This is a genomic window from Nonomuraea sp. NPDC005501, assembly GCF_040605905.1.
Classification (GTDB): Bacteria; Actinomycetota; Actinomycetes; order Streptosporangiales; family Streptosporangiaceae; genus Nonomuraea.
In genome coordinates this window covers 18,394-44,212 of sequence record NZ_JBEXDT010000065.1, presented here as the reverse complement: position 1 = coordinate 44,212, position 25,819 = coordinate 18,394, and the positions used below count along the sequence as shown (strand labels likewise).

Annotated in this window: 25 protein-coding genes and 3 pseudogenes; 15 read left to right on the top strand and 13 right to left on the bottom strand. The window is 69.6% G+C overall.

From position 1 onward, the window contains the following. Positions 1 to 11: 11 nt before the first annotated feature. Entirely contained in the window at positions 12 to 530 is a 519-nt protein-coding gene (locus tag ABZS51_RS27850) for a CGNR zinc finger domain-containing protein (RefSeq protein ID WP_355446838.1), read from the bottom strand. Positions 531 to 553: 23 nt separating this feature from the next. Between ABZS51_RS27850 and ABZS51_RS27845 the strand changes: the two genes are divergently transcribed. Beyond that, on the top strand, positions 554 to 865 hold the full coding sequence (locus tag ABZS51_RS27845; protein WP_310717367.1) for a hypothetical protein: 312 nt from the start codon (positions 554 to 556) through the stop codon (positions 863 to 865). Here the strand turns inward: ABZS51_RS27845 and ABZS51_RS27840 are convergent. Continuing rightward, positions 860 to 2,257, bottom strand: a complete 1,398-nt coding sequence (locus ABZS51_RS27840; protein ID WP_355446835.1) for a PLP-dependent aminotransferase family protein — start codon at positions 2,255 to 2,257, stop codon at positions 860 to 862. The two genes, ABZS51_RS27845 and ABZS51_RS27840, sit on opposite strands and share 6 nt — an antisense overlap. Between ABZS51_RS27840 and ABZS51_RS27835 the strand changes: the two genes are divergently transcribed. The 5 genes from ABZS51_RS27835 (at position 2,256) to ABZS51_RS27815 (ending at position 6,294) form a co-directional block, all read left to right on the top strand. Beyond that, positions 2,256 to 3,179, top strand: coding sequence for a DMT family transporter (locus ABZS51_RS27835; RefSeq protein ID WP_355446832.1), 924 nt, complete (start codon positions 2,256 to 2,258; stop codon positions 3,177 to 3,179). The genes ABZS51_RS27840 and ABZS51_RS27835 overlap by 2 nt on opposite strands. 74 nt (positions 3,180 to 3,253) lie before the next feature. Further along, positions 3,254 to 4,276, top strand: coding sequence for a hypothetical protein (locus ABZS51_RS27830; RefSeq protein ID WP_310710535.1), 1,023 nt, complete (start codon positions 3,254 to 3,256; stop codon positions 4,274 to 4,276). A 75-nt stretch (positions 4,277 to 4,351) separates the two neighbouring features. After that, positions 4,352 to 4,684 carry a metalloregulator ArsR/SmtB family transcription factor gene (locus tag ABZS51_RS27825; RefSeq protein ID WP_355446829.1) on the top strand — a complete coding sequence of 111 codons (333 nt, stop codon included), beginning with the start codon at positions 4,352 to 4,354 and terminating at the stop codon, positions 4,682 to 4,684. A 103-nt stretch (positions 4,685 to 4,787) separates the two neighbouring features. After that, the gene (locus ABZS51_RS27820) at positions 4,788 to 5,666 is read left to right on the top strand and encodes a TIGR03620 family F420-dependent LLM class oxidoreductase (protein WP_355446826.1); all 879 of its coding nucleotides are present in this window, start codon (positions 4,788 to 4,790) and stop codon (positions 5,664 to 5,666) included. 223 nt (positions 5,667 to 5,889) lie between these two features. Beyond that, positions 5,890 to 6,294 carry a hypothetical protein gene (locus ABZS51_RS27815; RefSeq protein ID WP_355446823.1) on the top strand — a complete coding sequence of 135 codons (405 nt, stop codon included), beginning with the start codon at positions 5,890 to 5,892 and terminating at the stop codon, positions 6,292 to 6,294. Positions 6,295 to 6,318: 24 nt separating this feature from the next. Here the strand turns inward: ABZS51_RS27815 and ABZS51_RS27810 are convergent. Continuing rightward, positions 6,319 to 6,991: pseudogene (locus tag ABZS51_RS27810) on the bottom strand (hypothetical protein). Between the two features lie 141 nt (positions 6,992 to 7,132). On the opposite strand from ABZS51_RS27810, the gene ABZS51_RS27805 reads away from it, so the two are divergent. Further along, positions 7,133 to 7,537, top strand: coding sequence for a type II toxin-antitoxin system PemK/MazF family toxin (locus ABZS51_RS27805; protein WP_355446820.1), 405 nt, complete (start codon positions 7,133 to 7,135; stop codon positions 7,535 to 7,537). Between the two features lie 150 nt (positions 7,538 to 7,687). On the opposite strand, the gene ABZS51_RS27800 is transcribed toward ABZS51_RS27805, so the two are convergent. Then, positions 7,688 to 8,236, bottom strand: coding sequence for a GNAT family N-acetyltransferase (locus tag ABZS51_RS27800; protein WP_310716131.1), 549 nt, complete (start codon positions 8,234 to 8,236; stop codon positions 7,688 to 7,690). Between the two features lie 66 nt (positions 8,237 to 8,302). On the opposite strand from ABZS51_RS27800, the pseudogene ABZS51_RS27795 reads away from it, so the two are divergent. Beyond that, positions 8,303 to 9,178 (top strand): annotated as a pseudogene (locus ABZS51_RS27795) (IS5 family transposase). An 18-nt stretch (positions 9,179 to 9,196) separates the two neighbouring features. On the opposite strand, the gene ABZS51_RS27790 reads toward ABZS51_RS27795, so the two are convergent. From ABZS51_RS27790 to ABZS51_RS27765, 6 genes and pseudogenes are all read right to left on the bottom strand, one after another. Then, positions 9,197 to 9,643, bottom strand: coding sequence for a GNAT family N-acetyltransferase (locus ABZS51_RS27790; protein ID WP_355446817.1), 447 nt, complete (start codon positions 9,641 to 9,643; stop codon positions 9,197 to 9,199). A 97-nt stretch (positions 9,644 to 9,740) separates the two neighbouring features. Continuing rightward, positions 9,741 to 10,274 carry a GntR family transcriptional regulator gene (locus ABZS51_RS27785; protein WP_355446814.1) on the bottom strand — a complete coding sequence of 178 codons (534 nt, stop codon included), beginning with the start codon at positions 10,272 to 10,274 and terminating at the stop codon, positions 9,741 to 9,743. Between the two features lie 38 nt (positions 10,275 to 10,312). Next, entirely contained in the window at positions 10,313 to 10,801 is a 489-nt protein-coding gene (locus ABZS51_RS27780; protein ID WP_355446811.1) for a GntR family transcriptional regulator, read from the bottom strand. Positions 10,802 to 12,230: 1,429 nt separating this feature from the next. Then, positions 12,231 to 12,995 (bottom strand): DNA repair protein RadC, encoded by a 765-nt coding sequence (gene radC, locus ABZS51_RS27775; protein WP_355446808.1) that lies wholly within the window; start codon positions 12,993 to 12,995, stop codon positions 12,231 to 12,233. A 416-nt stretch (positions 12,996 to 13,411) separates the two neighbouring features. After that, entirely contained in the window at positions 13,412 to 13,903 is a 492-nt protein-coding gene (locus ABZS51_RS27770; protein WP_355446868.1) for a GntR family transcriptional regulator, read from the bottom strand. Positions 13,904 to 13,930: 27 nt separating this feature from the next. Beyond that, a pseudogene (locus ABZS51_RS27765) lies at positions 13,931 to 14,128 on the bottom strand (winged helix-turn-helix domain-containing protein); the annotation flags it as partial. Between the two features lie 548 nt (positions 14,129 to 14,676). On the opposite strand from ABZS51_RS27765, the gene dapA reads away from it, so the two are divergent. The 5 genes from dapA (at position 14,677) to ABZS51_RS27740 (ending at position 20,506) form a co-directional block, all read left to right on the top strand. Beyond that, the gene (gene dapA / locus ABZS51_RS27760) at positions 14,677 to 15,594 is read left to right on the top strand and encodes a 4-hydroxy-tetrahydrodipicolinate synthase (RefSeq protein WP_355446805.1); all 918 of its coding nucleotides are present in this window, start codon (positions 14,677 to 14,679) and stop codon (positions 15,592 to 15,594) included. Positions 15,595 to 15,647: 53 nt separating this feature from the next. Beyond that, complete coding sequence (locus ABZS51_RS27755) at positions 15,648 to 17,333, top strand: ribonuclease J (protein ID WP_355446802.1); 1,686 nt, start codon at positions 15,648 to 15,650, stop codon at positions 17,331 to 17,333. 200 nt (positions 17,334 to 17,533) lie between these two features. Next, positions 17,534 to 18,040 (top strand): GNAT family N-acetyltransferase, encoded by a 507-nt coding sequence (locus tag ABZS51_RS27750; RefSeq protein ID WP_355446799.1) that lies wholly within the window; start codon positions 17,534 to 17,536, stop codon positions 18,038 to 18,040. Between the two features lie 443 nt (positions 18,041 to 18,483). Beyond that, positions 18,484 to 19,611: an NADH:flavin oxidoreductase gene (locus ABZS51_RS27745; RefSeq protein WP_355446796.1), complete on the top strand. Its 1,128-nt coding sequence runs from the start codon at positions 18,484 to 18,486 to the stop codon at positions 19,609 to 19,611. A gap of 28 nt (positions 19,612 to 19,639) precedes the next feature. Further along, positions 19,640 to 20,506, top strand: coding sequence for a polysaccharide deacetylase (locus ABZS51_RS27740; RefSeq protein WP_355446793.1), 867 nt, complete (start codon positions 19,640 to 19,642; stop codon positions 20,504 to 20,506). Positions 20,507 to 20,522: 16 nt separating this feature from the next. Here ABZS51_RS27740 and ABZS51_RS27735 read toward each other — a convergent pair whose 3' ends face one another. After that, positions 20,523 to 22,076, bottom strand: a complete 1,554-nt coding sequence (locus ABZS51_RS27735) for a helix-turn-helix domain-containing protein (protein WP_355446790.1) — start codon at positions 22,074 to 22,076, stop codon at positions 20,523 to 20,525. Positions 22,077 to 22,180: 104 nt separating this feature from the next. Between ABZS51_RS27735 and ABZS51_RS27730 the strand changes: the two genes are divergently transcribed. Continuing rightward, complete coding sequence (locus ABZS51_RS27730; protein WP_355446787.1) at positions 22,181 to 23,743, top strand: cytosine permease; 1,563 nt, start codon at positions 22,181 to 22,183, stop codon at positions 23,741 to 23,743. Positions 23,744 to 23,870: 127 nt separating this feature from the next. Next, positions 23,871 to 24,170, top strand: a complete 300-nt coding sequence (locus ABZS51_RS27725) for a hypothetical protein (RefSeq protein ID WP_355446785.1) — start codon at positions 23,871 to 23,873, stop codon at positions 24,168 to 24,170. On the opposite strand, the gene ABZS51_RS27720 is transcribed toward ABZS51_RS27725, so the two are convergent. Together ABZS51_RS27720 and ABZS51_RS27715 are read right to left on the bottom strand one after the other, a co-directional pair. Then, positions 24,150 to 24,926 (bottom strand): ABC transporter permease, encoded by a 777-nt coding sequence (locus tag ABZS51_RS27720; RefSeq protein ID WP_355446782.1) that lies wholly within the window; start codon positions 24,924 to 24,926, stop codon positions 24,150 to 24,152. The genes ABZS51_RS27725 and ABZS51_RS27720 overlap by 21 nt on opposite strands. A gap of 72 nt (positions 24,927 to 24,998) precedes the next feature. Then, entirely contained in the window at positions 24,999 to 25,763 is a 765-nt protein-coding gene (locus ABZS51_RS27715) for an ABC transporter permease subunit (protein ID WP_355446779.1), read from the bottom strand. Positions 25,764 to 25,819: the final 56 nt, after the last annotated feature.

Below are 25,819 nucleotides of genomic sequence, written 5' to 3'. Positions count from 1 at the left end.
CAAGGCACGAGTTACACCGTATCGGTGTTTGAGGCTTGGAGACGACGCGAACCCTGCTTCCTCGCCCGGTAGGCGCGCGTTTTGGTGCGGTTGCCGCAGACCCGCATGGAGCACCACGAGCGAGATCGATTTTTCGAGAAGTCGATGAACGCCCACTCGCAGGTGATCTCCGCGCACACCTTGAGCCGGTCCCAGGAGGCGTCGGTGACCGCGGCGGCGATCACGGCCAGCGCCCCCGGGATCCCGCTCTCGACCGCCACCAGCCGGGGCCTCGGGTCGATCGCCAGCCGGAGCGGCAGGAGAGGTAACCCGCCGCTTCCGCCGTCCTGCCGGCGGAGCGCGGCGCGCAGCCCCTCGCGCAGTGCCAGCGCGGTGGTCAGGTCGTCGTCCACGGCCCGGTCGAGCGGGCCGGCCAGGCCGCGCTCGCGCAGCCACAACGCCAGCTCCGCCGGGGAGGCCAGCTCGTCCGCCCCGGACTCCACGTCCAACGTGTTCACGAAGTCGCGCATGAGCTCCGCGGGTGCCAGCATGCCACCACTGTACGGTGATCCCTATGATCGTTCGCACCTGGCGGGGATGGACCAGGGCCCAGGACGCCTCGGCCTACGAGGACTACCTGATGCGCACCGGGTTCCCCGGCTACGCCTCGACACCGGGCAACCGGGGGGCCTACTTCACCCGGCGTGACGACGGCGACCGCACCGAGTTCTTCCTGATCTCGCTGTGGGAGTCGTGGGAGGCGGTCAGGGCGTTCGCCGGCGACGCGCCGGAGACCGCGGTCTTCTACCCCGAGGACGACGCCTACCTGGTGGACCGGGAGCTGACGGTCGAGCACTACGAGGTCTTCGCCGGCCCGCACTCATGACACGCGGTGGAGAGCGTCGGCCAGCCGCCGTACCCCCTCCGCCAGCTCGGCCAGGTGCGTCGCCGCGATGTGCGTGACCCGCACGCGCGGCCCCGGCGGCTCCGACGGGTAGTACATCCGCCCCGGGCTCACCAGCACGCCGTTACGCTTGGCCGCCTCGACCAGGGCCGTCTCGTCCACCTCGGGCGGCAGCCGCAGCCACAGGTGCATGCCGCCCCTCGGCAGCAGGTGCGGCTCCGCCTCCGGCATGCGCCGGGCCAGCTCGGCCGCCATCGCGTCGCGGCGGGTCGCGATCTCGGCGTGCAGCGCCGACAGGTGCCGCCCCCACGCCGCCGAGCCGAGGAACTCCACCGCCGTCTCCTGCAACGGCCGCGCCACGAAGAACGACTCCACGAGCTGGCTCGCCCGCAGCCGGTGCGCCGCCGGCCCGCGCGCGATCACGGCCGCCACCCGCATGCTCGGCGACAGCGCCTTGGTGAGCGAGGCGATGTGGACGACGACGCCGTGCTCGTCCATGGAGACCATCGGCGGCGGCGCCTGGCCGGTCAGGTAGCGGGCGAAGTCGTCCTCGATCACGAACGCGCCCGCCGCCCGCGCCACCCGCAGCACCTGCTCGCGGCGCTCGCGCGGTGACGTGACGCCCGTGGGGTTGTGCAGCGTCGGCTGGGTGAAGAACACCCGCGCTCCCGTCACGGCGAACGCCTCGGCCAGCAGGTCGGGCCGTACGCCGTCGCGGTCCATCGGCACGGCCGTGGGCCGCAGCCCCGCGGCCCTGGCCGCCGCCAGGGCGCCCGGGTAGGTCGGCGTCTCCACCAGCACCGGCGTGCCGGGGGCGGCGAGGGCCCGGAAGGCGTGCGTCAGGGCCGCCTGGCCACCGCTCACGATCAGCGCGTCGGCGGCCGTCACGTCACCGCCCGCCTCGGCCGCGAACCAGCGGCGCAGCTCGGCCAGACCGTTCAGCGGCGGCATCGCCCAGGCGTCCGGCCGGCGGACCGCCCGCGCCGCCGCGGCCGCGAGCTGCCGGTCCGGCCGCAGCCCCGGGTGCGGGTAGCCGCCGGTCAGCGGCACCACGCCCTCGGGCGGCCCGCTCAGCAGGGCCACCACGGCCGACTCGTCCACCACCCGATCGCCCAGCGCGACCGTCTGCCATGACAGGTCCGGCGCGGCGGCGGGCCGCTCGGTGCGGTGCGCCACGAACGCGCCGCTGCCCGGCCGCGTGACCACCACACCCTCGGCGGCGAGCCGGCCCAGGGCCCTGGAGACGGTCACCGGGCTGACGTTGTGGCGCCGCATGACCTCCCGGCTGGACGGCAGGCGGTCGCCGGGCCGGAGCCGGCCTGCCTCCTCGCGCAGTATCGCGGCGATCTGGGCGATACTGCTATCGTTGTCCATGAAAGACCAGAATAGCGCTATCGTCGCGGACGAGATAGCGGTCCGCCCGGCCCAGGTCACGAGGCAGGGCGGGACGGGGCTCGCCTTCCTCGGCGTGCTGGCCTTCTCGGGCTCGATGCCGGCCACCGTGTTCGCGATGCGGGGCTTCGACCCGTGGCTCGTCGCCGTCGGCCGGGCCGTCGTGGCCGCCGTCATCGCGCTCGCCTGCCTCCGGGCCGCCCGGCTCCCGCTCCTGCCGCCCCGGCGCCAGTGGGGCTCGTACGCGCTGATCTCGCTCGGCGTCGTGTTCGGGTTCCCGGTCTTCAGCGGCCTGGCGCTGCATCTCGGGGCGACGACCGCCCACTCGGCCGTCGTGATCGGCCTCCTCCCCGCCGCCACCGCCGCCTGCGCCGTGCTGCGCGCCGGCGAGCGCCCCCGGCCGCTGTTCTGGGTCGCCTGCGCGGCCGGCGCCCTCGCGATCACCGCGTTCACGCTCACCCGCTCCGGCGTGACGGGCACGTGGGCCGACCTGCTGCTCGTCGGCGCGCTCCTGTCGGCGGCCGTCGGCTACACCGAGGGCGGCCGGCTCGCCCGTGACACGCCCGGCTGGCAGGTCATCTCGTACGCGCTCGTCGTGTCCCTCCCGCTCACCGCGCCCGTGACCGCCGTGCTGGCCGTGACGACGCCGGTCCATCCGTCGGCCGAGGCGCTCGCCGGCTTCGCGTACGTGGCGGTGGTGTCGATGTTCGTCGGCTTCATCCCCTGGTACGCCGGCCTGGCCAGGGGCGGGATCGCCCGCGCGGGCCAGACGCAGCTCACGCAGCCGGTGCTGACACTGGTGTGGGCGTGGTTCCTGCTGGGGGAGCGGTTCGGGGCGGTGACGGTGGCGGGGGCGCTGGCCGTGCTGGCCTGTGTGGCGATCACCCAGCGCACCCGTACGTGAACCCGCCGCGTCATGCGGCTCAGACGCTTGCCAGGCATGACGGCTCCGCGCAGGATGGGGGGTGGAGGTGTCACATGGCGGACCTCACGATCCCGGAGGGCGGCTTCTGGCCGGCCCCGGAGATCCCGCAGCCGAACATTTACCCGATGGAGTGGCGGGTCGAGACCGCCAAGCTCGCGGCCATCTACGAGAAGTCCAAGCGCACGGTCTGGAACCCCGCCGACCTGCCCTGGGACGGCCTCGACCCGGCCGACTTCACCCGCGAGCAGCGGCTCGGCATCATGTACTGGTTCGCCGTGCTGGCGAACTTCGACGCCTCGGGGCCGGCGGTCTTCGCCCGGGCCACCATCCAGGCGTTCGAGAAGCACGAGGAGGACCCGGTCCGCAAGTGCTTCTTCTCCATCACCCGCGACGAGATGAACCACGAGGAGTGCTGCCAGCGCGCGATCGCCAAGCTCTGGCCCGGCGGCCCCCTCGACTGGACGCCGTCCGACGACCTGGAGCGGGCGGCGCACAACAACATCGGCTGGCTGTACCACAACGGCGGCCGCTACTGGAACGGCTACAACACCGCCGTCGGCAAGTACAGCCTGCCCGTGCTGTTCACCAGCTTCATGATGGGCGAGATGGCCGCGTCCACCCTGTTCAGGGGGATGGCGTCGGGGACCACGCACCCGGTGTTCGGGGAGATGTTCCACCGCATCGGCCGCGACGAGTCGCGGCACCTCCAGATCTGCATGACCATCCTGGAGAACGAGTGGCCGGGCCTCACCGACGACACCCGCGTCCTCATCACCCGCCAGCTCCGGGCCGGGTTCGTGTTCCTGTCCATGATCCTCTGGGAGCCGCCCGGTGGCTTCTGGGAGCTGCCGCCGTACTTCCTGGCCAACCACCGCGTCCTCATGGACCACGCCCGCGACGCGGGGCTCGGGGTGCTGTCGTACGAGGATCAGGCGGAGAACTGGCGGGTGGCCATGGCCCGCGTCCGCGCCATCGTCGAGCGCTGGGGGATCGACTTCCCCGCCATCCCGGAGCTCGACCTCGAAGGCGTGCCGGTGGACTTCATCGACCCGGAGGACATCATCCCGGTGTTCTGAGGGGGCGGGCCGCCCCCCATGTCCCTTCATATCGGAATCGTTCGAAACGTTCGTAGTGCCCTATATCCTGGGCCTATGGCGGAGGCTGCGGTTTCACCGGATCCCGACGTGGTCCGCGCGTTGCGGGCGCTGTCGAACCCGATGCGCCTGCAACTGCTGTCGTGGCTGCGCGAGCCGGAGCGCCACTTCCCGCCCGAGCAGGCGATCGCCGACCCGGCCGAGGTCGGGGTGTGCGTGAGCCACATCCAGGCCAAGGCGGGGCTGGCCCAGTCGACGGTGTCGGCGTACATGGCCGAACTGGAGCGGGCCGGCCTGGTGCGGTCCACCCGCGTGGGCAAGTGGACCCACTACAAGCGTGACGAGCAGCGCATCGCCCAGCTCGTCACCGTCCTCGGAGAGACCCTCTAGGGGTTCACGGGTCTGCTGTCGCCGCCCGGGTTGCCTGTCATATCGAGATTCTGCGATAGTCCGATATGTTGGCAAATGTGGCACGTGGACAAGGAGGCGTTCGATGGGCAGCCTGGATGGCCTGGAACTGGGGACGTACGGCGTCTGGACCTTCGACTTCGAGGGTCAGCCCGCCGCGCGGATGCGCGACGAGATCCAGGAGCTGGAGGAGCGGGGATGGCGGACGTTCTGGATCCCCGAGCTGCTGGGGCGTGAGGCGCTCACCCACGCCGGCTACCTGCTCTCCTGCACCCAGCGGATGCACGTCGTCAACGGCATCGCGCAGATCTGGTCGCGCGATGCCCGGTGGACGCAGGGCGCCGCGCTCCTCCTGGCGGACGCCTACCCTGACCGGCACGTGCTCGGTCTGGGATTCGGCGGCCTCGCGCGACCGGGGGTCAAGCCTCTGGCGGCCATGGCCGAGTACCTCGACGAGATGGACGCGGTCGACACGCCCAACCCCAGGCCGGCGGGCCCGATGCGCCGCATCCTGGCCGCGTACGGGCCGAAGATGCTCGAACTCGCCCGCGACCGCACCGCCGGCGCCCACGCCTACCACGTCAACGTGGCCCACACCGCGCAGTCGCGGGAGATCCTCGGGCCGGACGCGTTCCTGGGCGTCGAGCACCCGGTGCTGCTGGAGTCCGACCCGGCCAAGGCCCGCGCCGTCGCGCGGGAGCACCTGCACCCCTACCTGACCAGCCCGTACAACATCGCGAAGTTCCGCCGGCTGGGCTACACGGAGGAGGAGATCGTTGACGGCGGCAGCGACCGCCTCGTCGACGACCTGGTGTTCTGGGGCGACCTGGACGCCGTCGTCGACAAGCTCCACGGCCACGTCGAGGCCGGCGCGGACCACGTCGGCGTCCAGGTGATCGGCATCGAGCCGGGCCGGACCGCGATGCCGCACTGGCGCCTGCTCGGCGACGCCCTCCTGCCGTAGGGCGCCCAGGCGCGTCCGTGATCAGGTGACGGGGTGGCGGAGCCGGATGCGGATGGAGTCGACGTCGATGGTGCCCCGGTAGGTCGATGGTGCCCCGGTAGCGAGAAGCGCGTGGCAGGATCGGGACAACGTGCGGCCTCCGGAGGAGATCGGCTATGGCGATGGACCCAGTGACCGCCTTCGACCATCGCGCCGGCGTGGAACCGTTCTGCGAGGAGGACGCGTGACAACGGCACGAGTGCTGGTGCTCGGCCTCGATCCCGCCAAGATCCAGGGCTGGGACCCCGAGCCTGTCCAGGCGGCGATAGCACGCGGTCGGGCCCGTTTCGACGACCACGGCGTCGAGGCCGACTGGTGCCTGGTGGCACTGGAGGAGAACCCTGAAGGAGCGATCGAGGAGGCGCTGACCCGCGAGGACTACGCCTGCGTGGTGATCGGTGGCGGCATCCGCACGCACGAGCCGTTGCTCGAACTCTTCGAGAAGGTGGTCAATCTGGTCCGCCGGCACGCGCCCGACGCGGCCATCGCCTTCAACAGCAGCCCAGAGAACTGCGCCGACGCGGCTCTGCGGTGGCTGCCCCAGCGCATGCCGCGTGACCCCGACACAGGGTCGCGGGACAGAGCCTAGTAGTACAGCCGTAGATCGTGATCTTCATGCTTGAGCGGCTTGACGCCGGTAGTGGCTGGTCTGGGATCGGGCCTGCTGGCGGCGTCGCCGGACGGACCAGCGAAGTCGGTGGACAGGGTCAAAGACGGTCCGGTCGACGAGCGTGATGAACAGTCGTTGGATCTCGTCACAAGTGAGCGGTATCAGCTCGTCGGGCGAGGGATGACCCTCGTGTTCGTCCGCGCGGAGGACAGCGAGGAAGGCATGCGCGAGCATGGCCAGGGTGACCCAGCGGGACCAGGACGGGTAGCGGCGGACCTGGTGCTCGTCCAGGGCCGCCAGGCCCTTGCCGGACTGGAAGAACTCCTCGACCCGCTACCTTGACCCAGCGACGCGCACCAGGGTGGTCAGCGGCACAGCGGCAGGCGAGTAGCAGCGGTAGTAGGCACGTTCGCCGGTGCTGCGCTTGCGGCGGATCAGCAGCTGCCGGCTCCCGGGCCGGGGATCGGTCATACAGTTCCCGGTCCACTGCGGCGTGCCCGCGGCGGCCGGCGTAGATCAGGTAGACGGCGACCTGGGCGTTCTCGATGGTCCAGCAGTTCTTGCGCGGCAGGTCCGACAACAGGCCGAGTACCAACTTCCGGGCCCGGCGTTGGGATTCGACCCGTGTGAAGCGTCCGCTATCCGGCTCATCAGGCCCTCGAACGCCTCCTGCCAGCAGGCAGGGTCTACGCTGTGACCTGCGGCCACCGCATGATCGTTTGTCTTCACACACCGATCATCAACGGTGGCCGCACCCGTCTCCACACCGCGTCAGGTCGCGCAGCGTCTGCCTGCCGTCCTGTGTATCGGAGGGCTTGTGCAACGTGGCGAAGTCTGGTGGGTCCAGTTCGACGAGCGGAGGTTGGTCGTACTGCTGTCAGGAGACGACGCGTCCGGGTTCCAGGTGATGCAGGTCGTCGCTCCGGCGGGCCTCGACATCAGCGGTCTGGGCATCGAAGTGACGGTCGGCGCCGGTGAAGGCCTGCCGCTCGAAGGCGTGCTGCGGCTCGCGTTCCCGCGTCCAGGCTTCATCCCGTGCACGTGGCTGACCACCGTGTCCCGGGACGACCTGATAGAGCGGGCGGCCGTCCTGTCCTCCAGGAAGCTCAGCGAGATCGACGATGCCCTCCGACTCGCTGAACGCGCACAGGAGCGGACCCCGGCAACGACCGCGAAGCTCAGCGAGATAAGGGACGCCCTCCGTCGCGGTGAACTCGGGTAGACGGAGAAGGAGCCGACGCCCGCGACGGCATGGGCGATATCGGGCGAGATGATCCACGCTGGACACCTGCCGCCTCGACGCCCCTCACCATCGAGATCACGATCTACGGCTGGAGTACTAGGACGTGTTTCATAAGCGGCGCCGTGTGGCTCATACCTCTGGAAGGGAGGGATCGGGTTTCCAGGGGTTTGGTGCGGTAATGGACCAGCGTTCATGGTCGCGCCAGGCCCCGTCGATGTAGAGGTAGGCGGGCGACAGCCCTTCGTAACGGAAGCCCAAGCGCTGGGCCAGGGCCAGGGATGCCTTGTTCGCTGGCTGAATGTTGGCCTCCAGCCGGTGGAGCCGCAGGTCGGTGAAGGCGTGCTGCAGGGTGACGGTGAGCCCGTCGGTCATGTAACCCTGCCCTGCGGACGGGGCGAAGGCTGCATAGCCGAGGGACGCGCCCTGGTAGCGGCCTCGGATGATCGAGTTGATGTTGACCGTGCCGGCGGCTGCACCGGTCTCCCGGACACGGATCAGAAAGCCCAGGTTGGTGCCGTCGTCGAAGCGGCGCATCCAGACCTGGAACTCCTCCGCGGTCGCGGGCAGCTGCATCCATGGCAGGTGCAGCTCGGTGCTGGCCTGCACGAGCGAGCAGAACTCGTCCTGGTCGGAGAGGGTGAGCGGGCGCAGTTCGACCCGTGATGGCATTTCGGACATGGATCAACGTTAGGGCCTGTTGTGAGCAGTGGATCGCCCGAGCGATCCATCTGGGATGATCTTGGTGTGGGTCGTGGTGATTTGACTGCCGCTCAGTGGGTGGTCCTGGAGCCGTTGCTGCCGGTCGGTAAGAAGCCGGGCAGGCCGCCGAAGTGGACGAAACGGCAGCTCATCGATGGGATCCGGTGGCGGACACGAACGGGTGCGCCGTGGCGGGACGTGCCCGCCCGGTACGGCGAGTGGGAGACGGTGTACGGGCTGTTTCGGCGGTGGCAGCGGGACGGCACCTGGTCGCGGATCTTGAAAGAACTGCAGGCCAGAGCCAACGCCAAGGGCCTGATCACCTGGGAGGTGAGCGTGGACTCCACGATCACCCGCGCGCACCAGCACGCCCGCTGGTGCGCGTAAAAGGGGGATCTGCAGGTAGAGCCACCCGGCGGCGTCGATGTCGAGCCCGCCGACCACGGGCTGGGCCGCTCTCGGGGTGGGCTGACCACCAAGCTGCATCTGGCTGTCGAGCAGGGCCAGAAGCTGTTATCGCTGATCATCACTGCTGGTCAACGCGGGGATTCTCCTCAGTTCCAGCCCGTGCTGGAGCGGATCAGTGTGCCCCGGCTCGGACCGGGACGCCCGCGCAAGCGTCCCGACAGGGTCCGTGCCGACAAGGCGTACGGCTCGCGCACCAACCGCGCCTACCTGCGCAGGCGCGGCATCACCTGCACGATCCCGGAGAAGGCCGATCAGATCCGCCACCGCAAGAACCGGGGCAGCCGAGGCGGTCGGCCGCCCACGTTCTGCAAGATCGACTACCGTGAGCGCCACGCCGTGGAATGCGGCATCAACCGGCTCAAACGCCACCGGGCCGTCGCGACCAGGTACGACAAGCTCGCCGTCCGCTATGAAGCCACCGTGACCATCGCCGCCATCAACGAGTGGCTGTGACCACATTTGAAACACACCCTAGGAGATCCGGTCCAGGGGAAGGTCGTACCGGACGAACCCGTTGAACCGCGCCACCTTGTCATACAGGGCGCGGGCGGAGGCGTTGTCCTGCTTGGTCGTCCAGTACAGCCGAGCGGCGCCCCGCCTGCGCGACTCCTCGGCCACCCACTCGATCAGCCCCCGAGCCGCCCCCTGCCCACGCGCCGCCTCGCCGACGAACAGGTCCTGCAGATAGCAGGACTCGGCGGACCAGAAGGTCACGTGGAACAGGTAGTGCGCGATGCCGACCAACTGCCCGTCCAGCCACGCCCCGACCCCGTGCACCTCCCGGCCGTCCATCAGCCGCCGCCAGGTCTCCTCGTACCCCTCGTCGGGGACGTCGGTGCGGTAGAACGACTTGTATCCCCGCGCCAGCACTTCCCACGCGGCACGATCCTCAACACGCAGCGGGCCTATGTCGATCACGCCCGCCATCCTCGCATGCTGCGCTCGTTCGCACAGAAGGAGGGCGACAAGCGCAAGGGGAGAAGCCCGTATGGCCTCTCCCGCAGCCCGGGCACCCTCAGGTCGGCGAGGAGTGCATGGGCGAATCCTTTGACTCGGCATCGCCCCCGTCCGCCGTGACGGGCCACGACTCCTTGGGGCAGACGTAGCTCCCACGCTGCGGGACCGTGTAGATCCACCCTTGCTCACGAAGCAGCGCCATCGCTCGTCGCACGGTCTCACGCGCGACGCTGTACTGTCCTACCAGCACGCTCTCCGCCGGAATGGGTCGCCTCGGCGGCAGCTCACCGGCCATGATGCGATCGCGGAGCTCCTGCGCTATCTGCTGATAGAGCGGCATCTTCTGAGCATCGCGGGACGTGTCTCTTCGGGGGCCCACGAACGTGCCCTCGCCCTGAACCGTGTGAACGAGGCCTTCGGCGCGAAGAGCTCCGATCGCGCGCCGCGCGGTCGTGCGCGCCACACCGAACTCCCGCTGGATCGTCGCCTCGCTGGGCACGGGTGAGCCAGGCCGGAGCTCGTTGACGATCCGGGTCCGAAGGATGGAGCTGATCTGAAGGTAGAGATGAGTGTCACCCTCGGGATCGACCATGGTGCTCAGCGTACGAGGGTTGCCGTGGCCTTGGAGGACTACTGCTGGTGTTCGTCCGGCCACTTGTCGCGGGTGCTCACGAACGTGCCCCGGTAGGGGACGGTGAACACCCAGCCCAGGTCTCTGAGGTGAGCCACCGCCTGCCGGGCGGTGACCTTGGCGATGCCGTATTCGCTCATCATGGACTTCTCGCCGGGGATCGCCCGGTTCGGCGGGAACTCACCTTGCTTGATCCGCTCGGCGATCTCTTCCGCGATCTTCTGGTACAGCGGCACCTTCCGTGCCGCCCGCGGTCCACCCGGCTGTCCGACGAAGGTGCCCTCGCCCTGGATGGTGTACGCCATCCCCTGCTCGCGCAGCTCACGCGCGACTCGCCGGGCGGTGGTACGGGCGATCTCGTAGTCCCGCTCCAGCTTCGCCTCGCTGGGGACGGGGTCGCCGGCTTTCAGTTCTCCGCGTTCGATCTGCTCGCGGATCAGATCGGCGACCTGCTTGTAGATCGGCACGGGACCCTCACGATCAAGCACCCAGGGAGTATAGACCAAACCGTACATCAAAGTACAAAGCAGACGCACGCGCGAACCAGTGGATACGAGCTAGACCTATGAATACGTATGCGGTACGATACTGAGCATGTCCTCGGAACTGGAGTTCTGCCGCAGGTGTCAGGTGGCGTTGCTCGTCGGGGCGGCAATGGATATCGACTGGGAGCCGGAAGTGGATTGGAGTGAACGGGTGCGGGTGTGTGACTACGCCCCGGTCTGCCGGCACGTGCTGTACGAGCTCTGTCAGGCCGGCGGCCTCAGGTTCATCCGGAAGGTCAACAAGCGAGGTAGGCGAAGAATGATGCTGGCATCACCCCGAATGATCTCGGCCAGGGCCAATGCTGTGTGGCGACGGGTGGGGATACCCGCTTGAGCTGGATGACGGTTTGCGAGGACGCTTCGCTGGAGTCATGGGTAGTGCCTGCGGGTTGTCGCGTAGCCCTTGTGTCGTCTTGGCGTTTGTGGGCTCTGGCTGGTGCCCGGCCCGACCATGTGTTGGGTGACCGTCGGCGTGCAGATCATGCGCTCACTCGCAACGGGCGCCACCTGTGGGCTGCCGGACCTCACGGGCCTGGGCGCGACGGTTCGATCGTGTCGCGTCAGTCATGTGGGGCACCCAGGTGTGATTCCTACGGCTCACCCCCTCTTGCCGGTGCCCAGGGATGTGGGGCCGGGGGTAGCCGTCTCCGTGAACGCCTGACGCCATGCTCGCCGATCGCGACTCTCGCGATGACAAGTGCCCGATCATAAGCCGCAGGGCCGCCCGCAGATCATTCGCGGGGACACCGATCCGGCCCAGCCGGGCTCACTGTGCGCCACTTGTGCACCAAAACCGCGCCGACATCCGCCAAGCGTTCGCCCGGCCGCCTACGGCTCATCTGCCGGCGACGACCTGCCTCATCGCGTTCGGAGTCATGAGTCGTGCCTTGTTCAGCCGTCCGCTGCATGTCGCCGCTTGTACGAGATCGCGTAGCCGCACGGGGAGACCGCACGTCTCCATGCCGGCGGGATGCCGCCGGCCATCTGTTGGTTCCGATTCTTCGCAGGCCCTGTCGCGGCCTGCGACACCCAAGCCCTCCATCGGACGCGTGTCGCTCGCATCTGATGGAAGTGGGTCTTGCCGAGTGCGTGAACGCTCACTCACCACGCCCGCAAGGCCCCGGGTATCCCGGCCGTCCAGCCTGCCGCAAGAGGTGGCCGGGGCTGTCCCTCTCGTAGGCCCTGGTTCGCTCCCTGAGGGCCTGCGAGGGGGACACCTTCCTTCGAGGAGGGACGCGGTCCCGCGCTTTCCGGGTGTCGCGGGACCGCGTCGCGGCGGGTGCCGGCCTGGAATCTCCGCCACGGCCGTCCCGCGCGAAAAGGATGGCATGCGGTCTCATGCCGTCACTGGGGTTCCGCGCTATCGGCGGGATCATGGCTTTTTGGGGGAGGTGGGACTTACATATTGCGGTGTGGTGCCCTTTGCGGGCCGAGTTCTGGGTGCCCGCCTGGGCGCCGGGATCGGTGGTGGGGGTGTCTCGGGGATGGGGACGCGTCGCCAGGCCGAATCCGTGATGATCAGGTGGTCGAGGAAGCGCAGGCCGACCGTGCTCGCGGCCGCCGCCAGCCTCGCCGTGGCCGAGAGATCGTCGTCGCTCGGGTCGAGGGAACCGCTGGGATGGTTGTGGGCCACGCCGAACGCCGCGCCACCGGACGTCAGGACCGTCGTGACGATCTCGCGTACCGGCACGGCCGTGTGGTCGGCGCCGCCTTCCGTGAGGACCATGCGCCGCAGTACGGCCCCTCGTGGGTCGCACGCCACCACGACCAGCCGCTCGCGCGACAGCCCGCGCAGCAGCGGAGCGGCGACCACGGCCAGGTCTGACGTGCTGGTGATCCTCGGGCGCTCGGGGTCCGCCTGCGCCCGGCGTACGAGATGGAAGGCCGCCGCGACCCGCGCCGCCTTGGCGGGCCCCACACCCGGCACGGACAGTAACCGGTGCGGCTCGGCGCGGGCCAGGCCGTCGAGATCGCCGCAGTGCTCGATCACCTGTGAGGCCAGGTCCATCGCGCTCGTCCCGCGGAAGCCGGAGCCCAGCAGCACGGCCAGCAGCTCGCGGTCGGCGAGCGCGGCCGGCCCGCTCGTCATGAGTCGCTCTCGGGGGCGCTCCCGCGCGGGCAGATCCTTTACTCGCACAGGATGGTTCTATCAACGAGGACCGACAACCTTGGGGCTGCGGACATCGGGGCCGTAGCAGTCTCGCCCCATGTGTACTGGGCGGCTTTCGGCGGCGTGGACGGTTGGCTCATGTGAGGATGCTGGGCCGTCACTCCGGTGTCGCGTCGAGGAGGTGGGCCGCCGGTTCGGCACGCCGCTCTGCGTGCGCTGCCTTCCGCATGGCCTGAGCCCGAGCCGTCCGCGCAGGCAACGGCGGAGCTGCCTTCTGCCTGGCTGGGCGGGATGTCGCTGTGGCCCCGGGCGTCGGCGCTCGATCTGGCCGGAATGGGCGTGGGCGGCGCTCGTGGACCTGGGACTCGCGGGGCGGTTCGCCTGCACAGGAGAGGGGGCGTTCAGGTGAACGGCCTGTGCAGGGGCGCCCGTGAACGGTCCGGCTAGACGGGCATGCTGTACATGACCCGGAAGCGGTCGCCGGGGAGCACGATGTCGCTGGTCTCGACCGGTCGCTCGCCGGCCCAGTGGGTACGTTCCACGTGCAGGACGTGCGTGCCCGCCGCAAGTTGCAGGGCATCCGCCTCGCCCGGGCGCGGCACCCGCGTGTGCACGGTCTCCCGGATCTCCGTGATCTTGACGCCGTGCGCGTACATCCTGGCCACCACGCTGCGCCGCTCCTCGTCCAGATGGGCCGCGAACTCCACGGACTCGTACGAGGTCGCGAGCTGGAGCGGTCTCCCGTCGCCGCGGTACAGGTAACGGGTTCTCGTCAACTTGGCCGACAGCGGCACCCGCAGCCGTCTTGAGATCTCGGGAGTGGCCTCGGCGGAGTCGCTCTGCCATTCCCACGTCACACGCCGGCCCTGCGTCTGCAGATCGGCGGCGAACGGGGTGGGGTGGTCCGGGAAGCGCCATCTGTGCAGGGGCCACAAAATGGGACGCTCCCTGACGTAATGGCCCGATCCCACACGGCCGATGATGAGGCCCTCGGCGACCAGCACACGGAGTGCATGACGAGCCGCGGTCTCACCGACCTGGTATTTCCGGGTCAACTGCGCCCGTGAGGGGATGGGCGCGCCCGGGGAAAGGGTGCCGTCGTTGATCTGCCGCCGAATGTCCTCTACGACGCGCAGGTAGACCGGATCTGAGGTGGCCACTAATTCATCCCTGGGGGGTTCGGGTGAGGCGTTGCCCTATGTTGCCGTATTCGGCAGGTAACCGACCGTCATCGACGACCCTTGGAGCCCCAACTTTGCGGCAGCGCAAAATTATCGGAGAAACCTTGTAACGCCGATGTAAGACGGCGCGATTCTCCGGTAGAGGTCGTCGATGTGTGTACCCCCGAGCACATATCGGCGACCTCTACCAATGAGGGGTGGTAGGGGGCCTGTGCCGTAGGCCCACCCGATCTTCCCCGCCCCGCTCTCCTTCCTGGGCCGCTCATGCAAGAGCCACACCCCGCACCGGCCGCCGGCGACGACCGTCGCTCGCCGCCTGGCGGATGACGACGCCCGGTTCTCGAACGGCGATGCCAGGGCTGCGATCCGGGTCCACCTCGCCTCGACCTGGGCGGGGGCGGTGACCGTTGGTGCGAGCCGTGCATGTCCGGGATGTCATGGGAAGGGGTGCCCTGGAGAGCCTGTGAGGTGGGCGAAGCGGGGTGGCGGCGTCCAAGGGTTTTGGGAATCCAGGTAGCGTTCGCACTATGGCATCGCCAACTGGAACCACGGAAGCGCCCTTCGGCCACATGCTGACCGCCATGGTCACGCCGTTCACCGCCGACGGCGCGGTCGACTATCCGGCCGTTCGGCGGCTCGCCGTCTATCTGGTGGACGAGCAGCGCAACGACGGCCTGATCGTGAGCGGTACGACGGGCGAGTCGCCCACCACCTCCGACGAGGAGAAGCAGCGTATCCTCAGTACGGTCCTCGAAGCGGTCGGGGATCGGGCTACCGTGGTTGCAGGGGCGGGTACGAACGATACGCGGCACAGTGTCGAGTTGGCGAGGGCGGCGGCGCGCGCCGGTGCGCACGGCCTGCTCGTGGTCACGCCGTACTACAGCAAGCCCCCGCAGGAGGGCCTCTACCGGCATTTCGCCACGGTGGCCGATTCGACGGACCTGCCGGTGATGCTCTATGACATTCCTGGACGCAGTGGCGTGCCGATCCAGACCGCGACCCTGATCCGGCTGGCGCAGCACGAACGCATCGTCGCCGTGAAGGACGCCAAGGGCGACCTGTTCGCCGGCAGCCAGGTGATGACGATGACCGATCTCGCCTACTACTCCGGCGACGACGTGCTCAACCTGCCATGGCTGTCGGTCGGCGCGGCCGGTTTCGTGAGCGTCGTGGGTCACGTGGTCGGGGCGCAACTGGCCCGCATGATCGAGCTGTACCGCGACGGAGACGTCGCCGAGGCGCTCGCCGTGCACCGCCAGCTGGCCCCCGTGGTCGAAGGGATCATGATGAGCGCGGGTGGCGCGATCATGGCCAAGGCCGCGCTGGCCATGGTGGGCATGCCTGTGGGTCCCGTACGGTCGCCGCTGGTCGCCGAGACGGAGAGACAGAACGCCGAGCTGCGCGCTTGCCTGGTGGCAGGCGGAGTGAAGTTGACAGACACCTAAAACGGGGAGGAACCGGAAGTTTTGAGAACACGATTCAACAAGGGGACACGAGCATGAGTCATCCACATCCGGAGCTCGGGCCCCCACCGGCGCTGCCTGAGGGCGGTCTGCGCATCGTCGCGTTGGGCGGGCTCGGTGAGATCGGCAGGAACATGGCGGTCTTCGAGTACGAGGGCCGTCTGCTGATCGTCGACTGCGGGGTGCTCTTCCCCGAGCCGGACCAGCCGGGCGTCGACCTGATCCTGCCCGACTTCGAGTACATCAGGGACCGGCTCGACGACGTCGAGGCCGTGGTGCTGACGCACGCCCACGAGGATCACATCGGGGCGGTTCCCTACCTTCTGCGCGAGCGGCGCGACATCCCGCTCATCGGATCGAGGCTGACCCTGGCCCTCATCGAGGCCAAGCTCACCGAGCACCGCATCCAGCCGACCAAGCTCGAGGTGATCGAGGGAGAGCGGCACAGGTTCGGGCCGTTCGAATGTGAGTTCCTCGCGGTCAACCACTCGATTCCCGACGCCCTGGCCGTCGCCATCCGGACGCCCGCGGGCATCGTCCTGCACACCGGCGACTTCCGGATGGACCAGTTGCCGAGCGACGGCCGGCTCACCGACCTGGGCGGGTTCGCCCGGCTCGGCTCCGAGGGCGTCGACCTGCTGATGTCCGACTCGACCAACGCCGAGGTGCCGGGGTTCGTCACCAGCGAGCGGGAGATCGGGCCGGTCATCGACGAGGTCATCCGCACCTCCGAGCAGCGGGTCATCGTCGCCAGCTTCGCCTCCCACGTGCACCGCATCCAGCAGGTCATGGACGCGGCCGCCCGGCACGGTCGCAAGGTGGCGCTCGTCGGCCGCTCCATGGTGCGCAACATGGGGGTGGCCCGTGATCTCGGCTACCTCAAGGTGCCGCCGGAGCTGATCGTCGACTCCCGCGACATCGAGGCGTGGCCGCCGGAGGACGTGGTGCTCGTCTGCACCGGCTCCCAGGGCGAGCCCATGGCCGCGCTGTCACGGATGGCCAACCGCGACCACCCGATCCGGGTCACCGAGGGCGACACCGTGCTGCTCGCCTCGTCGCTGGTGCCCGGCAACGAGACCGCGGTCAACAAGGTGATCAACGGGCTGACCCGGTGGGGGGCTCGCGTCGTGCACAAGGGCAACGCCAAGGTGCACGTCTCGGGGCACGCCGCCGCCGGCGAGCTGCTGTACGTCCTCAACCTGACGCGTCCGTCCAACTTCATGCCCGTCCATGGAGAGTGGCGGCATCTGCGCGCGCACGCGAGACTCGCGGAGCTCACCGGGGTGCCGGAGGACCACATCGTGATCGCCGAGGACGGCGTCGTGGTGGACCTGGTCGACGGCCGAGCGAAGATCGTCGGCGCGGTCCACGCGGGTTACGTGTACGTCGACGGCTCCTCGGTCGGTGAGATCACCGACACCTCGTTGAAGGATCGCAGGATCCTCGGCGACGAGGGGTTCATCTCGGTGGTGATCGTGGTCGACTCGAACACCGGGAAGCTCACGGCGGGGCCGGAGATCCACGCCCGAGGCTCGGGCATCGATCCCGCGCAGTTCGACCAGTTCATCCCGCAGATCGAGAAGGCTCTGGAGGCCAAGGCCGCCGACGGGGTGGTCGACATGCAGGAGATTCGGCGCGTGGTCCGGCGTACGGTCGGCCGCTGGGTGAGCGACACGTACCGTCGCCGCCCGATGATCATCCCTGTGGTGGTCGAGGTCTGACGCCTGCCTCAGCGAGGCGCGCGGTCCGGCGCAGTGCTTGCGCGCTGCGCCGGATGCGCATGTGCACGCTGGACGGTGGCGCATGACCGCTCGGCCTCCGTGGCCGGGCGCGGGCGTCGAGTGGTGAGGTGCGAAGCCGCCTTCCACGCCCTCGAAAGTCGCTTGCCGGGACGAACAGGCCGTGAGTAACGTCATCGGCTGTGACGCCGACTCTGCACACGAAACGGCTGGTTCTGGAGCCGTACGTCCCCGAGGACGAGGAAAGCTTCGTCGCTCTGTTCCAGGACGAGAGGGTGTCGCGGTGGATGGGGGACGGCCCTTCTCCTGAGGAGGAGGACCGGGCGCTGTTCGGACGCGTCTTCACGAAGGTCTACGCGCGAGACCTGTTCGACGTCTGGGCGGTCCGGCGGGACGGGGTGCATGTCGGGCATGCCGAGATCAAGCCCACCGACGCCGTCGGAGGGCACGAGATCATCTACGCGCTGGCGCCGGCGGCCTGGGGGTCCGGCCTGGGAACCGAGCTGGCGGAGGCGATCGTCGCGTACGGCTTCGAGACCCTCGGACTGGCGGAGGTCTTCGCCACCGTGGCCGCCGAGAACCTGGTGTCTCTGGCCGTCCTGGAGAAGATCGGGTTCCGGCACGTCCGGGACATCGAGGAGGACGACGGCGGCACGACCCGCGTGCTGATCCGGACCCCGGCCATCTAGGGGGCTTGGAGGAGACTGTCGCCGGCGGCAGAGGCGTCAACGCGGGAGGCGTGTCCCGTGCGGCCGAAGGCAGGGGAGACGCTGGTCATCGGGTGCCGCGAGCGCGCGCCCGCGGCGCACAGGGATCGACGCGGTCGCCGCTCCTGGGCGAGCGGTCTCAGAGGTGAGCGAGGCGGACTCCCTCGCGAGGGCGTCGCGTACGGACGAGGTGAAGACGCCGCTGCCCATGCGTTCCGTGGAGGTTCCTCCAGCTACTGGGCTGATTGCTGTGTGAGTGTCCATGGCGTGGCCCTGTCGGTGGATGGTTGTCTTGTCGGCGTGGAAACCATGACCTCCGAAGGGCGGACCATCGTGCCGCCCCCACGGGGCGTGCGGTGCGGGTGGCCGCCGGTCAGCGTGACCGATCTTGACGGCGGCCAAGCCCCCTCAGAAGGGAATCTGACATGACCATCGAACATCCTGCGTCCCTGCCCGTACGGCTCGGCGACCTCGACCTGGCCAACCGGTTCGCGGTCGCCCCGATGACCAGGGTCTCCGCCGCTCCCGACGGCACGCCGACCGCCGAGATGGCCGACTACTACGCCGCGTACGCCGAGGGCGGCTTCGGCCTGGTGATCACCGAGGGCACCTACACCGACACGGTCTACAGCCAGGGCTACCTCAACCAGCCCGGCATCGCGTCGGACGTCCACGCCGGGGCCTGGCGCGCCGTCACCGAGCGCGTGCACGCCGCCGGGTCACGTGCCGTGCTGCAGCTCATGCACGCCGGCGCGCTGTCCCAGGGCAACCGGCACCGCGACGACACCGCGGGCCCCTCCGAGGTGCCGCCCCTGGGCGAGAAGATGCCCGAGTACGGCGGGCACGGGCCGTGGGCGACGCCCAAGGCGATGACCCAGGACGACATCGACGTGGCGGTACGCGGCTTCGCCGACTCCGCCGTACGGGCCCTCGACGCCGGATTCGACGGCGTCGAGGTCCACGGGGCCAACGGCTACCTGCTGGACCAGTTCCTCACCGCGTACACCAACACCCGCGACGACTCCTACGGCGGTCCGGTCGCCAACCGGGTGCGGCTGGCCGCGGAGGTGGTCGCCGCCATCCGCGCCGAGGTCGGCCCCGAGTTCTGCGTAGGGGTGCGACTGTCGCAGACCAAGGTCAACGACTTCGTCTACCGCTGGCCCGGTGGCGCGTACGACGCTCGGATCATCTTCACGGCGCTCGCCGAGGCCGGTGCGACGTACCTGCACATCGCCAGCGAGGGACGCGACTGGATCGAGACGGCGCGGCTGGACGGCGAGACGACGATCACCGGGCTCGCCCGCCTGGCGACGGGCCTGCCCGTCATCGCCAACGGCGGCATGCACGAGCTGTCACAGGCCGCGCAGGTGTTGCGGGACGGCCACGCCGACCTGGTGTCCATCGGCCGGGGCGCGCTGGCCAACTCCGACCTGCCGCGACGCGTGGCCGGGGATCGGCCGCTGGAGGCGTTCGACCATATGATGCTGCAGCCGATGGCCACGCTGGCCAACGCCGCCCAATGGCGGCAGGCCGCCGCACGCGTCGCCGTCTGACACCCACCGGAACACCTGGGACGGCATCATGAGCGAGAACTGGCACGGCGGCGCCGCGGCCGTCGTCACGCTGACCTTCGACGTCGACGCGGAGACGCCGATCCTCGCCGGGGGACGCGACTATGCCCGGCATGCCAGCACCATGTCACACCAGGCGTACGGTCCGGACGTCGGGCTGCCGCGCATCCTCGGCATGCTGGACGAGCTGGGCGTGCCGGCCACCTTCTTCGTGCCGGGATGGGTGGCCGAGCACCGTCCGGCGCTGGCACAGTCGATCGCCGAACGCGGGCACGAGGTGGCGCACCACTCCTACAGCCACCGGCCGCCCACCTCGATGACGCCGCAGGAGGAACGCGCCGACTTCGAACGCGGCCTGGAGGTCTTCGCCGACCAGGGCATCGAGATCGCCGGGCACCGGGCCGCGCTGTGGGAGGCCACCTGGCAGACCGCCGAGCTGGTCGCCGAGTACGGCCTGCGCTACGACTCCTCGCTCATGGGCGACGACCGTCCCTACCGCGTCCCCACGATGTCGGGTGACGTCGTGGAGCTGCCCGTCCACTGGTCGCTCGACGACTGGGAGCAGTACGCATTCCTGCCCGCGCCGCACGTCGGCTCGGTCATCGAGTCGCCGGAGAAGGTGCTGGAGCTGTGGCGGGCGGAGCTCGACGGGATGCGCCACTACCGGTGCCTGTTCAACCTCTGCGTGCACCCGTTCCTGTCGGGCCGTCCGGGCCGGGCGATGGCTCTGCGCCGGCTCATCGAGTACGCGCTGGAATGCGGGGACGTGCGCTTCGCCCGATGCCGTGACGTGGCCGCCGCCGCGCTGACCGACCCGGACGTGCCCACCCGCCGGTCAGAGGCCCCCGTCGTGGACCCCGACGTCTATCCCCTCTGAGGCTGTCACGCGCCACTCATTCCATCGCGTCGATGGTCAGGGCGAGGAACAGGTCCACGAGGTCCTCGATGCGTCCGACGTCCCTGCCGGTCAGCTCGGTGACGCGGGCCAGCCGGTTGCGCAAGGTGTTGACGTGGACGTGGAGGGCGGCGGCCGTGGCCGCCCACTGCCCGTCATGGTCGAGGAACGCGCGCAGCGTCGGCTCCAGGTCGCTGCGGCGCTGTGCGTCGTACGCGCGGACCGGTGCGAGCAGGTCGTGCGCGGAGGCGCTCAGCGTGGCCGGATCGACCAGGCCGAGCAGCAGCCGGTGCGTACCCAGCTCGCTGAATCTCCGCACGGCCGGGCCGCCGGACGTGCGGCGCAGCACCCGGCAGGCCTCGCGAGACTGGAGCAGCGTCCGCCGCAGGTCGCCCGCATACGCGGCGACGCTGCCGAGACCGGCCACGGGACGCCGCCCGGGAAATCGCTGCGCCGTGCTCTCGACCAGGCGTTCTGCCAGGACGGGCAGTTCGTCTTCGGGCTGCCGCCAGGTGAGCAGGGCCACCACGTCGTTCGTGCCGCCGGCGACGACGGCGGGAACGCCCTGGGCCGCGAAGAACTCGCCGACCACTTCGGCCAGGCCGTGCTCGGTGGCGGCGTCGTCGGCGAAGGCCAGCGTGCAGACCGCCAGCGCTCCTGTGGGGTCCACCCCGAAGGCTCGCAACCGGCTCGCCACCTCCGGCGCCCGGTGCCCGCCGGACAGCACCATCTCCAGCAACTCGCCGGCGAAGCGCATCTCGATCGCCTGTACCGCCTGCTGTCTGGCCACCTCCAGGCTGAGGAACCTGGCGGCCTGCTCCAGCGCGTCGCGCTCGGCGGCGGACAGCTCGGCCAGCGGCCGCAGGCAGATGAGCGCCGCATCGGCATCGCCGAGCGCGCCTACGGGGAACAGCGCGGCGTGCCCGCCGCCCAGGTCCAGCTCCAGCGCGGGCGGGCGGCGGGCGAGCCCCGCCGCCACGATCCGCAACTGCGCGGTGTCCAGCTCGGTGCCGGACGCCGCCAGCGGCCGGCCCATCCGGTCCACCACCGCCAGCGGCAGATCATGGTCGCGAGTGAGCACGCGCAGCACTCCCGACGCGCCCGCGCCGCGGGAGATGGCCGTGGCCAGGGCGTCGCCCCGGCGCACCATGCCGATCACTTCCTGCTGGCGTTGGTCGGCGTACGTCGCGGAGACCGCCTGGGAGATCGCGGTGAACGGAACCGCCTGCGAGATCTCCAGCAGAGGCAGGTCCGCTGCCCGGCACGCGGCTATGAGCCTAGGCGGGGTGTGCGGCTTCTGGGCACGCAGCCCGAACACGATCCCGGCCGCCTTGGCGCGCTTGACGTTCGCCACGAACTCACCCGGGCTCACCTGTCCGTCCCACAGGCCGTTGGTCAGCACCAGCTCCTTTTCCCGGATGTAGGGGGACGGGTCGGGCAGCTCGGTGTTGTGCACCCATGTCACTGGATTCTGCAGGGCACCGGGCGGGCCGGGCTCCAAGATCCGCAGCTCCAGCGCCGCGTTGCCGACGAGTGCTTCGAGGGTGAGCATCCTGTGAATATAGACAGTGATCTTGGATATTGCTAGAGATTCGTCCACTACTCCTCTGTGTTGAGTGAGTGGTTGTGTGGGGCCAGTCACACAAGGAGAAGCCCATGACGACCATCGATCAATCAGAGGCGGTCCGCTTCGACGCCCACGGCATCGAGCCGATCCCCGCGGCGGCACGCGACTCGACCCCGTGGCAACAGTTCTGGATCTGGTCGGGGGCCAACATCGCCCCGATCAACTGGGTGCTCGGCGCTCTCGGGATCAGTCTGGGCCTCACCCTGCTGGAGACCGTGGCCGTGATCGCCCTCGGCAACCTCGTCGGCTGCGCCGTGTTCGGCCTGTTCAACGTGATGGGGCACCGTACCGGCGTGAACCAGATGGTGTTGGGGCGAGCGGTCTTCGGTCGGCGCGGAGCGATCATCCCGGGGCTGGTCCAGGGCCTGCTGGCGATGGGCTGGGTCGGGGTCAACACCTGGGTCGTGCTCGACCTGGTGATGGCGATCCTGGCCCAGATGGGCGTGCACGGCGGGACCACGTTGAAGTACCTGGTGGCCGGTCTCATCATGGTGGTGCAGCTCGGCCTGGCGCTCTTCGGCTTCTACGCCATCCGCACCTTCGAGAAGTACACCGTCCCCGCGACCGTCCTGCTCATGGCGGTCATGACCGTGCTCGCGGTGGCACAGGTCCATCCCCAGTGGGGGGCCGGCACCGCGACGGCGGGCGGTTCCAAGCTCACCGCCGTGACTCAACTCCTCACCGCGATCGGCATCGGCTGGGGGATCAGCTGGCTGCCCTACTCCGCCGACTACAGCAGGTTCATCCGGGTCGGTGTGTCCGACCGCAAGGTGTTCTGGTCCACGGCCCTCGGCATGTACGTGCCGACCGTGTGGCTGGCAGCCCTCGGCGCCTACCTGGCCGGCGGAGGTGGCGGCGCCGATCCGTCCAGCCTGGTGACGAGCGCCTTCGGGGTGATGGCTGTCCCCGTACTTCTGCTGATCATGCATGGCCCGGTGGCCACCAACATCCTCAATCTCTACTCGTGCTCGCTGGCGGCGCTGTCGGTCGGCATCAGGATCGCCCGGTGGAAGATCACTCTCATCGCGGGGCTCGTCGCATCGGTGGTGTTGGCCGTGTTCGTCCAGGCCGACAGCTTCGCCCACGCCTTCGATCAGTGGATGGCGTCGATCCTGGTCTGGATCAGCCCGTGGGCCAGCATCGTGCTCATCGACTTCTTCGTGCTGCGCAGGGGCCGGGTGGACGTACCCGCGCTCTACGACGGTGAGTCGTCTGAATCCTCGCTCCGCGGCTCCTCGCCGTCGTTGTACGGGTTGGTCAACCGGAACGCTCTGATCAGCCTGGGCATCGGTCTGGTCGCGGCGTGGAGCTGGCAGTACGGCCTGACTCCTGCTACGCAGGGCCCCATAGCACTGGCCACGAACGGCACGGACTTCTCTTGGCTGTCGGGCAGCCTGGTGGCGGGTGGGCTCTACTGGCTCCTGAGCACCCGGACGGCCCGTGCTTCCGCCACCGGCCAGGCCACCGGGCGGGCCACCGGCCAGGCCACCGGGCGGGCCACCGGCCAGGCCACCGGGCGGGCCACCGGCCAGGCCACCGGGCGGGCCACCGGCCAGGCCACGCCGCAGAGGGCCCGCAAGCGAATCGGCTGACCCACCACGCAGGTTGGGCCGGTCATCGGCCTGGCCCTACAGGTGCCTACCTGGTCCTGCACCTTCCTCGCCCTGCCCGGCATCCGCGCTTCACGCTGACCGGGCAGTTGGCATGGTGCGGAGATGGGTGCGTGAGTTCGAGCAAGCCGAGACGGTCACCGGCCAGGGGGCGGTCCTCGGCGAGTGGGAGCGGGCGGCACGGTCACGCAAGCGGGTGGCGGGGCTGGCCAGAACGGGGGCGGATGTCCTGGCCCGATCGGGACCAGGCGTCCAAGCCCGCGCGGGAGCAGGCGTCCTGGCCCGGTTGGGGGCTGGTGTGCTGGCCCGTGCGGAGCGGGTGTTCCGGCCCGGTTGGGGGCTGGTGTTCTGGCCCGGGCGGGGGCAGGTGCTCTGGCCCGGGTGGTGGTCAGATGTCTCGGTGGCGTAGGAGCCAAGTGCCCGCCAGCACGGGTAAGAGTGCGTATGCCGTGAGAACGGCGACCGCCGCGGCGGGAGAAAGACTCGCGCCGTACACGGAGCTCTTGAAGGGCACCCCGCTGATCTCCCGGGGCAGGGCGCTGATCATCACGGAGCCGAGCCAGTCCTTCCACGGGGAGGGAAGCTTGCCGACGATGATCGGGATGACGTACACGAGTCCCACGAGGACGGCCACGGCCCCAGCCGTTGACCGCGTCAACGCCCCCAGACCGAGACCGAGCAGGGCGAACACGCAGACGGTGAGGCCCGTCGCGAACAGCGTAGGAAGTCTGTCGACGAATGGTGTCAGGTAGGCGCCGGAGAAGCGGTCGCCGATCAGCCTTCGCGCCAGGAAGTACGTGGTGAATATCGTCACGCTGCCGGTCAGCAGGCCGAGGACACCCACGACGGCGGCCTTCGCCGCGAGCACGGGCCAGCGCTTCGGTACGACGGTGAGACTGGTCCTGATCATGTCGGTCGCGTACTCGGAAGTGATGGCCAGCACGCCGAGGATGCCCATGCAGAGCTGCGGCACGATGATCGTGACCTCCTCAAGCTCCGCGATCGAGGCCGTCGCGCGCTTGGCGGGAGCGGCGTCGTCGTACATGCCGGCCGCCATCCAGGCGATCGCGACGCCTAGCAGGATGGAGCCGAGGCTGAGCACCAGCAGGAGTCCGGTGGAGCGGACCGAGCGGAGCTTCAGCCATTCGGAGCTGAGCACGTTCATGGGACATGTCTCCGGGAGCGTTCGCGTGGTGATGGTTGAGGGGACCGGTGCCAGCTGAGGCGTGACGGCTCGTCATGCATCCCGCCTGCCGAGCATGTGCAGGCCCGCCCCGAGCGCCACCGCGGCATAGGCGAGCAGAGCCAGCAGGGCGGCCCAGGGCGGCAGGATCCCGTCGCCCAGCCGGCTGGAGAGCCGCTCGCCGGTGAGCTGCGGCGTCAGGTTGGGCAGCATGAAGGCGGCGATCCTGGTGTTCCAGGGGGCGGGTAGGTAATTGGCGATGCCTGGCAGCACGAACAGCAGCGAGACCACCGACACGAGCGCCCCGGCGGTGGAGCGGACGGCGGCGCCGAGACCGAGCCCCACGATCGCCAGCACGGTCACCGACAGCACGGAGGCCAGCAGGGTCGGCACGTCCGCGGCGAGCGAGGACTCGTTGAAGCCCAACCGCCGGTCGCCCGCTATCACCCTGCTCGCCGCGTACGTGGTCATGATGATCGCGCTCGCCGCCGCGAACGTCACGACCGTGACGACCGCCGCCTTGGCGAACAGCAGGACACCTCGCCTGGGTACGACTGTGAGGCTCGTACGGATCATGCCGGTGGCGTGCTCCGCCGTGATGGCGAGCACCCCGATGACGGCGAGGCTGATCTGCACCAGGGGAAGGAACCCCTCCTCCGGGGCCGCCGCCCGAAGGGAGCCGCGCTCGTCCGCCAGGCCGCTCACGTAGACGCTCCACACCACGCCGAGCAGCACCATGAGGCCGGCCACCCCGAGCGCGTAGTAGGTGGAGGCGACGGAGCGGAGCTTCAGCCACTCCGAGGAGACGACGGATCTCATCGCGCGGCTCCGAACTGCACACTGCCGGCCGTGAGCGCGAGGTAGGCGTCTTCGAG

Bases quoted from the DNA above. Each gene is read 5' to 3' on its own strand.
- ABZS51_RS27850 (WP_355446838.1), bottom strand. From the start codon at position 530: ATGCTGGCACCCGCGGAGCTCATGCGCGACTTCGTGAACACGTTGGAC.
- ABZS51_RS27845 (WP_310717367.1), top strand. From the start codon at position 554: ATGATCGTTCGCACCTGGCGGGGATGGACCAGGGCCCAGGACGCCTCG.
- ABZS51_RS27835 (WP_355446832.1), top strand. From the start codon at position 2,256: ATGAAAGACCAGAATAGCGCTATCGTCGCGGACGAGATAGCGGTCCGC.
- ABZS51_RS27840 (WP_355446835.1), bottom strand. From the start codon at position 2,257: ATGGACAACGATAGCAGTATCGCCCAGATCGCCGCGATACTGCGCGAG.
- ABZS51_RS27830 (WP_310710535.1), top strand. From the start codon at position 3,254: ATGGCGGACCTCACGATCCCGGAGGGCGGCTTCTGGCCGGCCCCGGAG.
- ABZS51_RS27825 (WP_355446829.1), top strand. From the start codon at position 4,352: ATGGCGGAGGCTGCGGTTTCACCGGATCCCGACGTGGTCCGCGCGTTG.
- ABZS51_RS27820 (WP_355446826.1), top strand. From the start codon at position 4,788: ATGGGCAGCCTGGATGGCCTGGAACTGGGGACGTACGGCGTCTGGACC.
- ABZS51_RS27800 (WP_310716131.1), bottom strand. From the start codon at position 8,236: ATGTCCGAAATGCCATCACGGGTCGAACTGCGCCCGCTCACCCTCTCC.
- ABZS51_RS27785 (WP_355446814.1), bottom strand. From the start codon at position 10,274: ATGGTCGATCCCGAGGGTGACACTCATCTCTACCTTCAGATCAGCTCC.
- dapA (WP_355446805.1), top strand. From the start codon at position 14,677: ATGGCATCGCCAACTGGAACCACGGAAGCGCCCTTCGGCCACATGCTG.
- ABZS51_RS27755 (WP_355446802.1), top strand. From the start codon at position 15,648: ATGAGTCATCCACATCCGGAGCTCGGGCCCCCACCGGCGCTGCCTGAG.
- ABZS51_RS27745 (WP_355446796.1), top strand. From the start codon at position 18,484: ATGACCATCGAACATCCTGCGTCCCTGCCCGTACGGCTCGGCGACCTC.
- ABZS51_RS27740 (WP_355446793.1), top strand. From the start codon at position 19,640: ATGAGCGAGAACTGGCACGGCGGCGCCGCGGCCGTCGTCACGCTGACC.
- ABZS51_RS27735 (WP_355446790.1), bottom strand. From the start codon at position 22,076: ATGCTCACCCTCGAAGCACTCGTCGGCAACGCGGCGCTGGAGCTGCGG.
- ABZS51_RS27730 (WP_355446787.1), top strand. From the start codon at position 22,181: ATGACGACCATCGATCAATCAGAGGCGGTCCGCTTCGACGCCCACGGC.
- ABZS51_RS27720 (WP_355446782.1), bottom strand. From the start codon at position 24,926: ATGAACGTGCTCAGCTCCGAATGGCTGAAGCTCCGCTCGGTCCGCTCC.
- ABZS51_RS27715 (WP_355446779.1), bottom strand. From the start codon at position 25,763: ATGAGATCCGTCGTCTCCTCGGAGTGGCTGAAGCTCCGCTCCGTCGCC.